Below are 15,405 nucleotides of genomic sequence, written 5' to 3'. Positions count from 1 at the left end.
CGGGTTGTTGTCGACCTCCGCGTTAAATTATACCTATATCCGGAAGGAAATCGAAAACACCATGGTAAAAGGCGCGCCCTGATAATAAGCCATGCTGCCCGGCTGGGTATCGTCGGAGGCGTCCATAGCGCCGATATATTTTTTGTCGAACAGGTTGAGGAAATTCAGCTTCAGCCGGGTTTCCTTGAGCCCCCACAGATCCTTGAGGCGATAGGCCAGATTCAGGTCGACCAGCCAGTAAGAGCTGAGCGGCTCTTCGTTCAGGACATCGCCGTAGCGCCGGCCGGTATAGCGCACCACGGGGTTGATGGAAAAGTCGCCCAGGCGGTAATCGGCCATGAAACTGGCGCCGAACATGGGGGTATCGGCGATCTGATTGCCTTTGACATCGAGTTTGCCGCTCGATAAGGCCTCGATATTCTTTTCAAATTCGAAGTTGTTGTAAAAGGCGTTGGCGGCCAGCAGCAGGTTGTCCATGACGTGGACGCCCATTTCCAGTTCGGCCCCGTAGGACCGGGCGGTGGCGACGTTCTGGTTGACCAGCAATCCGGAGGTGGTGTCGTAGATATTCACCGCCTTGTCGAAATGCCGGGAATAGAACAGTACCGGATTCAGGTACCAGCGGCCGAAATCGAACCGCGCCCCCAGATCGTAATGATCGGAAACCTCGAGATCGACGTTGCTCCAGAGATCCGACAGGCTGACGCCGGCCGCAGCGAACTTGCCGCGACGCATCACGTAGGAGGGATAGGCCGGAAAAGCCGTGCGGCCGACGTTGCGCCCGTAGGTGAAGTAGATATTGGCACTCTCGGACAGATCGAAGGAAATGCCGGCAAAGGGCAGCACCTTGTCGATGTATTTGCGCCCGACGCTCGCCAGGGGATCGTAGGTCTTGACGCCTCCGGGGAAGTAATAGGATTCGATTTCGCCGAATTCCTCATACAGATAGCGCACGCCGCCGGTCAGGTGCAGACGACCGAAAGTGCGGCCGAGTTGCAGATAAGGGCTGTGAATGATGTGCTTGCTGTTGTCGGACAGCAGCGAATAACCGGCGTACTCCAGGCCGCCGGAGGTCACAAGGTACCTTTTCCATTTCGTGGGCGGACCGGGCCGTTCCTGCTCGTGATACCAATAGCCTGCGGTCAGATCGAACAGCGGCAGTTCGGCATCGTACTGAGCCACCACGCCAAGGCGATGATAATTCATCTCCCACTTGCGTACCACGGGGGTCTTTTTGCCATTCACCGGTTCCGTCACGCCGACCATCCAGTACCCCTGGGTCTTGTTGAAATACGGCTTGACGGAAAAGCGGCTCTTTTCCGTCAGGCGAATCTCCAGGTTGGCCAGTGCGGAATAGCCTTCGAACTGGTGGCGGTTGTAATCGTAATAGCGGATGTCCTCGGCGGCATTGCCGGTGAGTTCGCTGTTGTAGCTGTACTTGTCGTACTGATCGAGGTGCCGGGCCTGGTCATAGGAGAGGGATCGGAAGTCGTGAGCCTTGATGCTGTTATAGTTGCCGAACAGTTCCAGCTTGACGCGCTTGCCGAACTCGTGGGTCAGGCCGAAATCGAGATTGTGCCGCCAGTCCGGGCTCTGCCCTTCGCCATGCCATTTGTCCGCATCGGTAAAGCTGTAGGAGGCAAATGCCCGCGTGCCGCCGGGAAGCCGCCCCGAATCGAGCCGGAGAAAGGAACGCTGGTAATCGAAGGAGCCGATGGATTGTTCGAAAAATGCGCCCGCCTCCTCGGCTGGCCGGCGCAACCGGTAATCGATCAGGCCGGCGTTGGTGGTGAAGGCCAGGCTTTTGGAGGGGGGCATCCCTCCCTTGTACAGGGTCAGCCCCTCGACGTTTTCCATGTCGAACAGGTACTGGCTGCTGCCGGGCACGCCGGTGACCTGCAGCCCCTCGATGAGCAGATTGGAACCGGGAGCCTTGATGCGCTGCCCGCGTATCTTGACGCCGTTGTTGAAAAAGTGACCGTAGCCGTAGGGCTCTTCACTGCTGGTCTGCACCGACGGCAGGGTGCGCAGCGCCTGCACCGGATTGCCCTGGCTGACGCCGCCGATACTTTCGATGCCCTCGCGGGTCAGACTGGTTTCGGTCCACGGCTCGTCCGTCTTGGCATCGAACAGCACATGCCCGCCCTTGCCGCTAACCTCGATGGCCTCCAGACTGACGGCTGAAGCCTCGCCTTCCTGCGCTGCTTCCGTCGTCGCAGGAGCTGCCCAACAGGATCCCACCGTACTGCCTAGCAATAAAAATCCCAACAACAGGTTACAACACAAACACCACATAAACACCTCCTGGAAAAATACACTTCATCAGGCCCAGGCTGAGTTATTCGGACACCTGAACCCTCCACACAAAACACAACATGGAAAAAGCTCGCATCGCGCCCCGCTCGGCGGCATACGCACACTGCAACCCGGATTTGGCTTTGACGTCGGTGAAGCCCTTAAATATTTCAAGGCCGGCGTGGGCGCTGCGGACTAATCGGAAAGAAGGCGTTCCACCGTTGTCGTCAGATCGATCAAGGCATCGGCAGCTGAGGCATCGATAATCCTGGTCGGGGTCAGCTGCCAGCTACGACACACCGCCTCCAGCCAGGCTGACTGCACCACCCACAGCTGCAAAAGGCGGGGTTGGTTCAACAACGGACCGAGCAGCTCCGCCCAGCCGCCCCCATGCACCTCCAGGGAGCCGACTTCATCGACCACCAGCAGATCCGCGGAGGCACATCGCGACAGACACAGGGCCCGGCGGCCGGCGGCCAGGCCTTCGGGACGAAACACATAGGGAAACCTGTTCGGACCGGGCTCGACGATGCGATCAGCCAGCGGCGTGCGCCGGCAGTCGCTCAGGTCGATAAGGGTAAAGCCGCTGCGCCGGCCGTTGCACCAGTGCCCCTCGGCCAGAATGCCGGCCAGTTGCCGCCCCTGCCTGCGCAGGTACTGCAGCAGATCCGCCACCAGGGTGGTTTTTCCGCAGTGGGCCTCGCCGCTGACGATGACCAGCGGCGCATGGGTTTGGTGGGTAACGATCACCGGCCAGCGCCGCTCAGCCTGATGCCCAGCACCAGGTGTTGCTCGGCTTGCCGAAGGATCGGTTAAGCTGGTCCGGGTTAAAGGGCATATCGTAGAATTCCCGGTAGAAGGTCGTGGCTTCCCAGGCAAGATCGAACTGGAAACATTCCGGATGCAGGATATTGGCGAGAAACATCAGGCCGAGCACCCAGCGCGGGCCGCCGAAATCGCTGGCCGGCACCGGCGGGGTATAGATGCGCAGGTTGTGTACCGCCTCGACGTCCAGCCCCAGGCGCAGGCATTCGGCATGAAACTCCTTGACCGGACTGGACAGAAAGGCGGATATGACCATGACCTCGGGGTTCAAACCGATAAGGGACTCGCAATCGATGCTCATACCGGGCCGACCGGACAGCTCCAGCTGCCGGTTGACGCTGTAGCCGCCGGCCAGCTGCACCAACTGGTTTTCGAAGCGCTGTCCCTTGATGGCGAACAACGGCTTACCCATGGCGTAATACACCCGGGGACGATGGGAGACATCTGCCAGCCCCTGTGCCACCATAGCCAGCCTGCTCTCGATATACGCAATCAGCGTAGCGGCCCGTTCCTGACGCCCCGCCAACGCTCCGAAATAGTCCAGAGTCGCCAGGTAGGCCGAAGGTTGCTGGATGGAGTGATGCAGCTCCCGCATGCTCTGGCGGCCGAGTACCGTTTCCCATACATGCACGACCTCGGCCGGATCTCGTACACCCAGGGCAATGAGCATGGATTGAACGATCTCCAGGGCGCGGGTGAAAGGATAGCCGCCCTGAAAATCGGCTTCCCTGAAATCGCCGGTCGAGGGTTGTCCGCGCAAATCGAGCGACGCGGGACCGTGGGCACAACCATCGTCATCCACGGCCAGCAGCCGGGCGCCCATGGGTCCGTAAAAATCGCGCCGCAGCAACACTGCGCCGCACTCCGGGCACAGGCTGTGAAGCTGTTCGGTGCCGGGAGAATTGAACAGATAAACGTGCCGCAACAGCCTGCGCAGATCGAGTACCACCTCTTCCGATTCGCGGATGGTCGGTTCCCATTCCGGATCGGCTGATTCGAGGGGGATATATCGCATAACCTGCAGAGGAATGGTCGGCGACACCGCCGCTACCCGGCGGGCCAACTCCTGCAATTCGGCCCGGTTGTCGCGCCGGTGCATGCAGGCCACCTCGACGTGCACCTCTGCCTGGTGCAGCAGTCGCACATTGCGCAACACCGGCTCCGGCGAGCGACCGCCGCAGGCCCGGTAGGCCTCGTCGGTCAAGCCTTTGATGCCGATATTGATAAAATCGAGATACGGCAGCAAGCGGGACAGCGACTGTTCGGTAAAGCTGCCATTGGTCGCGCACCCTACCAGCAGACCGGCGCTGCGCGCCGCCCTGGCGACCCGCAAAAAGGTATCCAGGCTGGCCAGCGGGTCGTTCATCAAAAAGGCGATGCCAGAGCAATCGCTCTCGATGGCCTTGGCCAGCACCTGGTCTGCGGCCATAGGCTGCAGAATCGAGCTGCCCGGATCCATCTCACGCACCAAGGTAGTGGAAATACAACCGGGACAATCGAAATTACAGCCGACGGTACTGATCTGCAGAAACTTGCCGCCCGGATGGAAATGCAGCATGGGCATGGTTTCGATGACGATGGGGCAGGCAATCAGATAACGGTCGGGATAGCACTCCACCATGGCGTTTCCGATGCGGCGGTACTGTCCGCAGCCGCCGAGATCCCCATCGGCAACCTGACAGAGATTTTCACAATTCGGACACTGCATGCGACGCTCCTTTAGTATCCTCGGCGACAAACCGGCCCTGAGCCGGCTTGCGCATTTCAACCCAGGTGCCATAGCCATCCTCGATAACCCGCCATTCGGCGCCCGGCACCTGCGACAGGGCCTGTTCCAGAAACTCCCGGTGCAGCCAGCGCGCGCGTTTTTCCGGATTATCCTTGCTGACCCAGGCGGGCCTCATGCGATCGGCCTCTTCCTTGCTCTGATAGCGGCTGAAGCCGCCGCCGACAAACGCCACACCCTCGGGTTGCAACACCCTGTAGATCTCTGCAAAGGCGGTCGCATGATCGTCCCAAAAAGGGATCGACCCGCGACTGACCACCAACCGAATGTCGTTGTCCGGCAGCGGTAGGGCATGTACATCCCCGTGCAGAAATTCGATGCGGTCACTGGGCAAGTCGTGGCGTTTGGCGTTATCGCGGACCAACACCATAGTTTCCGGATTGATATCCAGTCCCATCAATTCCAAACTGGTGATCTTGCCCAGTTCTATGAGCAACGCCCCGCTGCCGGTACCGATATCGAGGCAACGGCCACTGGTCACACCTAAATCGTCCACAATCTGCTTTGCCAGCAGCGGATACATGGAGGCGAATGGATGGTTCTGGTCATAACGGTAAAAAGCCCGTAAACGCTCTTCCTTTTGGTGGCTCATGCGGCCTCCTTCTGCGAGATTCTTTCAGGTCATCGGCTGATAATAGGTACCGAACGCACAGGCCCGGCACAGGACAAGGTCCTCACCTTGCCCCTGCGGCACATCCCGATAATCGAGTACCGTTTCTCCGCAGCGGTTGCACTGCGCTATGCGCACCGGCGGTCCCGGCAGGTCGCCGGGGTTGAAATCCACCGTGACCGACCGCCAGGAGAGCAGTTCCTCGTCGCTGGCCGCCAGAGCCCAAGCCATGGATTCGTCTTTGGGTAACTGATCGCCTTCGCCACGGCTATGAAGACGCCAGGCCACGTCCGTTTTCAGATTGACGAAGGTGGCCGCCATTTTGCCGTAATCATAAAACTTCAAACTGCGCCGCCCGAGCCGCACACCGGTGGCCATAATAATGGCGTCGGTGATGCAACGATCGTTCTCCACCATGACGATCAGATCCTTGATATCTTCCGCCGCCACCAGCTCCAGACCTTTTTGGGCCATGCGGACCCCCACCACCTGGCCCAGGCAGAGATGACCATGAAACGCTTCGCAGCGTTTCAGCATTGCCTGTACATCATCAACCTTCAGCATCCTTCCTCCTTCAACCGCGGACTGCGCCCAAAACCGGCCCATGCATATCGTGTCCTTCACAATCGCACAAACGGCTGCGGAGACGCTGCGGAACGCATATTTTGAAATTTTCCAGCAACTGCCAGACCTCGACTTCCGCCTGATACAGATGGCAGAGGTTCTGCCGGGTCACCACGGCATCCGGCGCACCCTCGGCGACGACGTTGCCGTCGCGCAGCATGACGACCTGACTGGCCACCCACAACACATGGTCGGGGAAATGGGTCGACATGACGAAGGTGTAACCTTCGCCCGACAGGCTGGCCAGCTGATCGAGCAGCTTGATCTGATTGCCGTAATCGAGCCCGTTGGCCGGCTCGTCGAGAATAAAGGTATGCGCCCCCTGGCAGAGGGCACGGGCGATAAGAACCATCTGCCGCTCACCGCCGCTGATTGCGGTATAGGGACGCTGGCTCAAATGCCTTATGCCCAGCTTGTCGAGAGCCTCCAGGGCCAGGCGTTCGTCCCGACGCTGGTAACTCGACCAGAAACCCTTGTGCGGCAGGCGACCCATGAGCACCACGTCGAGAGCGCGATAGGCGAAGGCGGCTTTGTGTATCTGCGGTACATAGGCCACCCGGCGGGCCAGGTCGCGGCGATCGTAGGAGCAAATCGGACGGTCTTCGAACAGAACTTCGCCGCCATCCACCGGCAGCAGTCCCAGCAGCGTTTTCAGCAGGGTGGTCTTGCCGCAGCCATTGGGGCCGAGCAGGGAAACCAGACTGCCCTTTTCGATGCTGAAGCTGACATGGTCCAGCACCGGTCGTCCGCCGTATCCGAAGGAAATATTTTTGGCTTCCAGCAGCGCCATGTTATCCCCACCCCTTTCGCGCGTTTTTCAAGACCAGAATAAAGAACGGTATGCCGATCAGGGCGGTGATGATGCCGAGGGGAATTTCGATATCGAGCAGCAGGCGGGAGACATCGTCCACCACCACCAGGTACAGGGCTCCGATCAGGGCGGAAACCGGCAGCAAAATACGATTGTCCGGGCCCACCAGCATGCGCCCGATATGCGGAATGATCAGCCCCACCCAGCCGATCAAGCCGCCGACCACAACCGTCAGGGCGCTTATCACCGTGGCGAAAAAGATCAGCCAGAAACGTATCAGGCCGACGTTCATCCCCAGGCTGCCGGCCTCTTCGTCCCCCATGCTCAGCACGTTGAGGTAACGGGCCATCACCAGCAGGCCGGCAATTCCGAGAATGACGGGAACGGAAATCCACAGCACCGTATGACTGTCGGCCAGGGACAGGCCGCCCATCAGCCAGTAGACGATGGCCGGCAAGGTATCGTAAGGATCGGCGAGGTACTTGACGATGGACAGCAGCGAGGTAAACAGGGAACCGCTGATAATCCCGCCGAGGATCAACATCAGCAGCCGATCGCCACGGTAGAGGCGGGCGATACCGACGGCGATGCCGACGGCCAGCAGCCCCCCGGCGAAACAGCAGAACTGCACCCCGAACCAGCCCCGGGACAACACCATGCCGAGCGCGGCGCCGCACGATGCGCCGGGCAACACGCCGAGCAACCCCGGGGAGACCAGAGGATTGATGAACATGGACTGAAAGGCGGCGCCGGAGGTTGAAAGCGCGGCGCCGATAAGCACCGCAGCCGCGATGCGGGGAGCGCGGATCTCCCACAGGATGTTGTGCAGCAGGTCGTAGCGCTCCGGCCCGAGAGCCGGCCACCCCGTCATCTGCTGGCGCAGAAACAGCAGGATCTCGTGAATCGAAACCGGATATTTGCCGAGGCTCAGGGAAACGGTCACCGTCCCCAGCAGCAGCACAAGGAGGAACCCCGGCAGCCACAGACGATTCATGGACGGCACCGCCAGACGCTCGAGAATGGCCGCTTTATTCATGGCTTCCCCCTTGGGCGTTTTCGAGAATGCTACGAATATCCTCGGCGGAAAGGTTTGACTGCAGAAACAAGCGGTAGAACTCCCGCGTCTCCTGATCCATCTCGAGATGGAATCGCTGCGGGTAGAGGGTCTGCGCCAACCACTTGAGTCCCAGCAAACGCATGAAACATGGCGGGCGATCGAACCAGTTGAAGGGAATCCGCGGAATCAGGTAGACCCGTCGGTTTTTGACAGCCGGCACACGACGCCACTGCGGCGAGGAAAAGATGCGTTTGAAAAAACCCGGATCCTGCACCAGGATCACGTCCGGCCGATACAGCAGGACCTGCTCCATAGAAACCTTTTCCATGCCGTAAAGGTCTTCCACATCCCCCTCGTGCACGTTGAGGCCTCCGGCCAGATCGATCAGTTCCGCATGCCAGGTGCCCCGGCCATCGGTGCTGAGCCCGTCGGCCCCCTCGGCATAGTAGACACGCACCCGCTCCGCTTCCGGTATGGCCGCCACCTTCGGCAGGATCTGCCGCAAGGTCGCTTCGGCATACGCGGCAAGCTCTTCGGCCCGCCGGGGGCGATCCAACATGTTCCCCATGGCACGGATATCCCGCGGATAGTCCTGCAAAGCCTCGAGAGTCATATAGGCGACGGGAATGCCGGTTCGCTTCAGAAAATCGTCGAAATGGGCGTCGATGGCATTTTTCTGCCAGCAGATCACCAACTGAGGCTTGCTCCTGAGCAGCACTTCCAGATTGGGAGTATGCCCCAGGCCGTAAAACCCGCCAATCACCGGCAAGTGCCACAGCTGAGGCGGAAGATATTTCAGGTCCCGCTCTTTGAGAGGTAAATTCAGTCCGACCATGAGGGAGGGATCGATGACGCATGCCAGATGGTTCTCCGGCGGCGAAGCGACATAAACGCGCTGCAGCGACTCGGGCAGCTCGATCCTGCGGCCCACCATGTCCACCACCTGGCGGGCTGCCGCGTTACCGGCCGGGAACAGCAACATTCCTGCCGCCAGCAACACCGCAAGCACACCCCGTACGATCGCCTGCAAACCTTGTCTGATCATGACCGTTTCTCCAGCTCTCTATGCTCCGGCTCTCAATGCTTTGGCGCTCCGCTGTCGGCCGACATCGAGGCGAGCCTGTCGCCGGCCGCCGGAGCATCCATACCCCACAGAACCTGAGAGGCCACCCGCGTGACATCAAACAACCGGGCATCCGGTTCCCGGATCACCGCCGTCACCGCCTGCCGGATATAACCGTGCAGGACCTGCCATTGTTCCGGACTCAGGCCCTGCTTTTTCATGCGGGCTTTCAGCGGAAAAAAATCTTCGGACAAAACTTCCGGCTTGAACTTCACGATGACCCTTTCTCCGCTCGCTTTGCTCATCAGGGTAAAGACGAAGTTTTCCCGGGCCAGGCGCATACCCGCCGGCGCCACCGTTTTTGCACTGGGCTCGGGCCCCTGCATGATGCGGTCGACGGCATCCAGAACTCCGGGACCCGGCATCTGCGAAAAAACCAGCAAATCATCCCGTTGCGGCACCGTGTCGCCGTAAAGGGTACGCATGCCGATCTGAATGGCGCGAAAAGCGATGCCGGTACCGACGCAGGGATGACCGTGTTCCCCATAAAGACCCGCCAGGGTTATAACGTCGGTCCGCCCGGCGGCTTGCACGCGCACCGCGGGAACTTTCGGCTGCATATAGCCGGTGCCGAAAGAGGCATGACACTTCTGGCACTCCCCGGCATGAGCGGCCGGCAGCCACACCGCGCACAGACACAGAACCAAGGACGTAAAGACAGTTTTCATCACAATCCCTCCTCAATCGTTTAAAAACAGCCGGTCAGCAATGCCCCGACCGATAGACGCTCTTCCTTCGGCAACGCTTTCCTTGCCTGACGAGCCGGGAAAAACGATCCGGCCCGGTTTTTCATGACATACCCATGCTGCAAGCGGCGGTCTCAAGAACCTAAAAACGATAGGCCACATTGCCGAAATAATTGATCCCGGCCTCCGGGAAACCTTCATCGTAGGCATAGTTGGTATCGAACAGATTGTTGATGCCGGCCTCGACGGTCAGGCCCGGCAGCGGTTCGAATACGGCCTTGGTGTTGACCACGACGAACTCGCCGGCAATCCGTACTCCGTCCGATGAACTGTAGGAGTTGGAAGAGTAATCCAGATCCGCCTGCAGGCTCAGCCACGACAGGGGACGATAGCGGACATAGGTGAACAGCTTGTGATTGGGGGTATTGGTCAATTTATCGCCGCTGCTGCGATTGTTCCGCTCCATGAGGGTATAGTTGATCCCCGCCTCCACGGTCTCAGTCAGATCGCCGCTGAGCCCAAGTTCCAGCCCGTACTGCTCCACCTTGCCGACATTCTGGTTCTGTTTGGTGGTTGCCGTCGGGTCGTCGGGATCCTGAACCGTGGCCTGCAGAATAAAATCCTCGATATCGCTGTAAAACAGCGCCGCACTGAGGGAAAACCGATCCCACAGCCGATCCCGGTAGCCGATCTGGTAATTGATAGCCTTTTCCGGCTTCAGGTCGGGGTTGGGAATGGCCGTGCCCAGCCGATAGGAATATTTGTCCTTGATGGTCGCCAGGCGGGTTTTGTGGGCAACCGTGGCATACAGGGTCGCGGTATCGCTCAGTTCGTAAAACAGACCGATCTGGGGATTCCAGGCATCGCTTTCATCCTTGGGAAAATCGACCGGTTCGCCGCTGATCAGATCCTGGGCATCGAGGGTCTTGATGGCATCGTAGCTCAGGCCGACCACCATCTGCAGGCGATCGGTCAGAGTGACGGTATCCTCGGCTCCGACGGAATAGATCTCGTCCTCGAAACGCTGATAGGGATCGGGCCAGTTATGTTCCTTATGAACGTCGCGCTTGTAGTGAAAGGCCAGCTTCAGCCGGTTGCGCGGCAGCAGGTCGGTACCGACCTCCAGCGACCCGCCGTAGGTGTGATCGTCGTAATTGCTGCGAAAGGCGTAAGGTCTGGTAATGGTGTCGTATTCCGCATCATCGTAACTGAACAGGGAGTTCATGTAGCGATCGTAGTAAAGTCGCGTTTTTACATAGGACGCCTCGCCCAGTGCGGTGCGGGAGTTGAAATAATAGCTTTCCTTCTCCCAGTAGGGCCAGCGCCAATAGCGGACCCTGGTCGACGAGTCACTGCCGGTATAGGGAGGCGTGCCTTTGACGCCATGCTGGTAAATGTAGCTGAAGGCATATTCGTCATCGCCGTGGGGCGTCAGACCGAGTTTGATATTGATCTTCCGATCCCGCTGGTAGGAGTTCTCCCGCTGCCCGCCGTCCTCGGCGGCCGTCTCCCGGAAATCGTCCGAGAGCCGGAAATGGTCGATGTTGTACCAGGACGCCCCGGTCTGCAGATACCACCAACCCTGGTTGGTACCGAGATTAAGGTAAGCCTGATAGCTGTCGCCCGAGGCATAGCCGGCCCCGCAATTGCCTTCAAAAGCCTTCTCCGGACGTTTGGATATCAGGTTGATGGCCCCACCCATGGTATTCGGGCCATACAGAACCGATGCGAAACCCTTGGAAAGCACGATCTGCGACAGGTCGAAGGTGGTGAAGCGCCGCAGGTCGGGATAGCCGTCGTACGGCACGTACATGGGAATCCCGTCCAGATACAACGGCACATGCCGAAGATCGAAGCCGCGCACGTAAACGGTACTTTCATTCCGTGCTCCGGTCTTGCTCATATGCACCCCGGGCAACAGGTCGAGGGCTTCAGCGACATCGTCCCGGTTGAAGCCGCGCAGTTCCTCTTCGGTAACGCGCTCGGTCAACACACTTGCGGCGCTCTGTTCCTCATTGCCGACCACCTCGACCTCGCCGAGGACAAAAACACCATTGGCCCTATCATCCGCAGCCGCTGCCGATGTTGCCAGCAAACACCCCGCCAAAACTGCGTGCCAAAAGCATCTGGCAGGTGAATACCTTTTTTTCACCTTTCTGCAGTTGATCAATGTTTCCTCCCTCGGTTCATCGTCGACACCCACTGAACATGGTTTGCTCTTACTCTATATCCCACCACATGACCGCCCATGTAATGGAATGCGGCACGCGCCGCCGCCAGCGCCCATCCTGACAGACAAAGGTGCGCTCGACGTACTCATGCAGCACCTTTTCCTCCTGCGGCAGCAAGGCACCGACCTTATCCTGCATGGCGGCAAACACGGCTTGCCGATCCCGGTAGGTCTTGCCCTCCCGATAGCTGATAAATTGCACATTGGCCTGCAGTCCCATCTGGTAAAGCAGGTTGTAAACATAGATGTAGTCCGGCCCGCAGTTGCTGGGGCGACCGATGGCCCGGAACATGGCGGGATCCAGGGGCCCACATCCGACAGGCGTCGAAATACATACCCGCCGCCGGGCAAAACGGTTGAGTTTATCGACGGCCTGCCGAAGATCGGGGACGATCAAGGAACGTGAAGCCACCACCACCTCATGCGGTTCGAGGCCGAGGCGATGCCAGTCGTCCGCCCAGGAGGCCTGAACCGGATGAACATTATCTATCTGCCGCTGCCGACAGCGAGCCTGCAGGCAATCCAGCATGACCGGTGAAATGTCCAGCGCCGTTACCTGGCGAACACGGGAAGACAGAGGCACAGCCAGGGTGCCGGATGCACAGCCCACATCCAGCACGCGCCAGTGCGGCTCGGGATCCATCAATTCCAGAAACCGCTCCACATACGGGCCACCCTCCACCGCCTCGGCGAACAGCGGAGCGCGATTATCCCAGTAGGCTCGATCCCTTCCTTCATCGCGGATTCCTGACTGTTGCTTTTTCCACACCCCATTCCAGTCAATCGTTCGAATATCCATAGTTCTCCGGTAAAAAAAGGCCCGCGTTGCTCCCTGGTGCCAGTGGTCAACCGGGCATGTCGACAGGATCGTGTCAACACTTCCCGCAACAGGCACAGGGAACGGACAATATGCGAAATCTCGGCTTGCAGAAAGAAAACGGGCGGCTTTCGTTGAATCCAGCGTCGGAAAAAGACGAAATAGGCGCACGATTCGGTTACTGAAGCCCGGAATCATGCGGGTTTCGTTGAGTCCATCGGCGATGGAGGACGAAATGAGCGCAGAAAAGAAATGGTCCAGGTTGCTTTAAGCGGGTTGTTGGGTTATTTTGCTGTATCGAATAAAATACGGCTAACCCCTTTACATGGACACGATGCTGCCACATAATACATTATCATGTCAAAAGAAAATTTAGTTCTCCATAATACTGTGCGTAAATCACGCGAAGAACGCAGCTGGTCACAGCAGGAACTGGCCGATCGGGCCGGCCTGTCCCGTACCGGCATCAGCGCCATCGAATCGGGCCGGCTGATTCCCTCAACCGCCGCTGCACTGGCCCTTGCCGCGGCCTTTAACTGCCGGGTCGAGGACATCTTTACCCTCAGTGGACAGGAAACCACCGAGTGGGCCTGGCCCCCCGACATGGAGCCCTGCCGCTACTGGCGTGCCATGGTCGGCACACGCCACCTCATCTATCCGGTGGAAGCCAGCCCTCTGGGCACCCTGCCCCATGACGGGGTATGGCGCGACGGGCAATGGCACGATCATCCCTTTGCCGACCCGGTGCGCACCCTGGTGGTGGCCTGCTGCGATCCGGCGGTCGGGCTGCTGGCCAGCGAATATGCCCGGCAGACCCCTTTCCGCATGCTGGTCATCCCGCGTTCCAGCCGGACTGCCGTACAAATGCTGGCCGACGGCCTGATTCATGCGGCGGGTCTGCATCTGGCCCATGCCTCCAAGCCGGAAGAAAACCGCAAGGAAGCCGCAAAAATCCTGGGCGAGGATTTCTGCCTGGTCCGCGTCGCCAACTGGGAGGAGGGTCTGGCCCTCGCCCCCGGCCTGGCGGGACAAAGCGTCGAAGATCTCATGAAGGCCAATCTCAGCTGGGTCGGACGGGAGCCGGGTTCCGGCGCACGCCAGGTACTCGATGAATTATCCCAGGGATTGCTGGTTCCCCAGTTCCTCGCCCGCGACCATCGCGGCGTGGCCCAGGCGATTCGCAATGGCTTTGCCCAGGCCGGCGTTTCGGTACGCCTAGTCTGCGAGGAAGAAGGTATCGATTTCCTTTCCGTGCGCAAAGAGCCTTACGATCTCTGCTTCCTCAAATCAGCGCAGAACGATCCCCGCCTTCGCGCCATGGTCGAAGTCATCCAGTCCGCTGCCTACCAGAAGCAGCTTGCCGGACTGCCGGGCTACGACAACCGGCAAACCGGTAAAATCGCATAATGTGCATGCCGAGGCGGACAAACCGCCTCGGCTATCCCGCTGAACCCAGAATTTTTTTCAGCTGCTCGTCATCCGGTGCTGTTCCCAGAAACCGTTTGTAGAACTCCCTCGTTTCCGTCTTCAGATCCAAAGGAAAGCGCTTTGGATAGAGTTGATGGGCCAACCACTGCAAGCCCAGATACCGCATGAACGATGGCGGCCGGTCGAACCAGTTGGCAGGCATATCCGGAACAAGCCAGACCCTGCCGTCGCGGACCGCCTGCACTTTTTGCCAGCGCGCGTCGGTTTTTACCGCTTCGAAAAAAACATTTTCCTGTACCAGTATCACCTCGGGATCGTAGAGCAATACCTGCTCCAGACTGAGCTTGTCGCGCCCGCGGTAATGCTTCAACGTGCCCCGATGGACATTGCTGCCGCCCGCAAGGGGAATCAACTCGGCATGAAAGGAATCCTGCGGTTCCGTCTCCAGGCCGTCCATCCCTTCGGCATAATAGACTCGCGCCCGCTCGTCATCAGGGATATCCGCCGTCGCTGCACACACGGCGGCCAGCGCCCGTTCGCCATATGCCGCCAGTTGCTCGGCGCGCTCCTCTCTGTCCAGCAAATCGCCCAGAAACCGCAATGCGGCCCCATACCGATCAAAGCGATCCAGATCCACGAAAACCACCGGGACACCCCATCCCTCCAACTGTTGCGCCAAACGTCGATTCACCGCCGCCCGGTTCCACCCCCAGAAAATCACCACGTCAGGCCGCAAAGCCAGCAGCGTCTCCCGGTTAACCCCCCGCGTCCCGCCAAACCCGCCCATCACCGGCAAAGCCTTCACATAAGGGTCCAGATAGTCCCAATCTTCATGGGACAAAGCCGAGTTGATCCCTGCCAACAGCCTCGGATCGAGGGCATAGATCATCCAGGTTACCGGCGACACCGCACCGAGCACCCGATGGATATGATCGGGCACCTGCACCTGCCGGCCGGCCATATCGGTAATCGTGCGCCCTTGCGCCCCGGATACCGTCAGCAGCAAAGCCACTATCAGGCAAAAAAATCGCAGCATGCTTTTTCTCATCAAAACCGCCAAGGACGACCAGCCTCCCTGGCCATGACCTGGCCGATCTTGTCGTATCGGCAAGT

General features: G+C 59.4%; 13 protein-coding genes. 1 reads left to right on the top strand and 12 read right to left on the bottom strand.

Going from position 1 to position 15,405, the window contains the following annotated elements; all coding sequences use genetic code 11:
* Positions 1-33: 33 nt before the first annotated feature.
* The 11 genes from PCAR_RS01375 to PCAR_RS01325 all read right to left on the bottom strand — a co-directional run bounded on the left by PCAR_RS01375 (position 34) and on the right by PCAR_RS01325 (position 12,846).
* A complete protein-coding gene (locus tag PCAR_RS01375) occupies positions 34-2,295 on the bottom strand; it encodes a TonB-dependent receptor (protein WP_041531206.1) in 2,262 nt (753 codons plus the stop codon).
* 195 nt (positions 2,296-2,490) lie between these two features.
* Positions 2,491-3,045, bottom strand: coding sequence for a nucleoside-triphosphatase (locus PCAR_RS01370; protein WP_011339812.1), 555 nt, complete (start codon positions 3,043-3,045; stop codon positions 2,491-2,493).
* 13 nt (positions 3,046-3,058) lie between these two features.
* Positions 3,059-4,828, bottom strand: a complete 1,770-nt coding sequence (locus tag PCAR_RS01365) for a radical SAM protein (RefSeq protein WP_011339811.1) — start codon at positions 4,826-4,828, stop codon at positions 3,059-3,061.
* Positions 4,809-5,498 carry a class I SAM-dependent methyltransferase gene (locus tag PCAR_RS01360; RefSeq protein ID WP_011339810.1) on the bottom strand — a complete coding sequence of 230 codons (690 nt, stop codon included), beginning with the start codon at positions 5,496-5,498 and terminating at the stop codon, positions 4,809-4,811. Before PCAR_RS01360 ends, PCAR_RS01365 begins: the two co-directional genes overlap by 20 nt.
* Before the next feature lie 24 nt (positions 5,499-5,522).
* Positions 5,523-6,080 (bottom strand): FmdE family protein, encoded by a 558-nt coding sequence (locus PCAR_RS01355; RefSeq protein ID WP_011339809.1) that lies wholly within the window; start codon positions 6,078-6,080, stop codon positions 5,523-5,525.
* Positions 6,081-6,090: 10 nt separating this feature from the next.
* Positions 6,091-6,930: an ABC transporter ATP-binding protein gene (locus PCAR_RS01350; RefSeq protein WP_011339808.1), complete on the bottom strand. Its 840-nt coding sequence runs from the start codon at positions 6,928-6,930 to the stop codon at positions 6,091-6,093.
* 1 nt (position 6,931) lies between these two features.
* Positions 6,932-7,987 (bottom strand): FecCD family ABC transporter permease, encoded by a 1,056-nt coding sequence (locus PCAR_RS01345; protein WP_011339807.1) that lies wholly within the window; start codon positions 7,985-7,987, stop codon positions 6,932-6,934.
* Entirely contained in the window at positions 7,980-9,053 is a 1,074-nt protein-coding gene (locus tag PCAR_RS01340) for an ABC transporter substrate-binding protein (protein ID WP_011339806.1), read from the bottom strand. Before PCAR_RS01340 ends, PCAR_RS01345 begins: the two co-directional genes overlap by 8 nt.
* Positions 9,054-9,085: 32 nt before the next feature.
* A complete protein-coding gene (locus PCAR_RS01335) occupies positions 9,086-9,799 on the bottom strand; it encodes an FmdE family protein (protein WP_011339805.1) in 714 nt (237 codons plus the stop codon).
* A gap of 160 nt (positions 9,800-9,959) precedes the next feature.
* Positions 9,960-11,912, bottom strand: coding sequence for a TonB-dependent receptor plug domain-containing protein (locus tag PCAR_RS01330; protein ID WP_245523305.1), 1,953 nt, complete (start codon positions 11,910-11,912; stop codon positions 9,960-9,962).
* A 124-nt stretch (positions 11,913-12,036) separates the two neighbouring features.
* On the bottom strand, positions 12,037-12,846 hold the full coding sequence (locus PCAR_RS01325) for a class I SAM-dependent methyltransferase (RefSeq protein ID WP_011339803.1): 810 nt from the start codon (positions 12,844-12,846) through the stop codon (positions 12,037-12,039).
* A gap of 408 nt (positions 12,847-13,254) precedes the next feature.
* Between PCAR_RS01325 and PCAR_RS01320 the strand changes: the two genes are divergently transcribed.
* Positions 13,255-14,271 carry a substrate-binding domain-containing protein gene (locus PCAR_RS01320; protein WP_245523304.1) on the top strand — a complete coding sequence of 339 codons (1,017 nt, stop codon included), beginning with the start codon at positions 13,255-13,257 and terminating at the stop codon, positions 14,269-14,271.
* Between the two features lie 31 nt (positions 14,272-14,302).
* Here PCAR_RS01320 and PCAR_RS01315 read toward each other — a convergent pair whose 3' ends face one another.
* On the bottom strand, positions 14,303-15,328 hold the full coding sequence (locus tag PCAR_RS01315) for an ABC transporter substrate-binding protein (protein ID WP_041531471.1): 1,026 nt from the start codon (positions 15,326-15,328) through the stop codon (positions 14,303-14,305).
* Positions 15,329-15,405 lie beyond the last annotated feature (77 nt).

The sequence above is a fragment of the Syntrophotalea carbinolica DSM 2380 genome (assembly GCF_000012885.1).
GTDB lineage: Bacteria > Desulfobacterota > Desulfuromonadia > Desulfuromonadales > Syntrophotaleaceae > Syntrophotalea > Syntrophotalea carbinolica.
The sequence above is the reverse complement of the archived record's forward strand: the minus strand, read 5'-3'. Positions and strand labels throughout refer to the sequence as shown.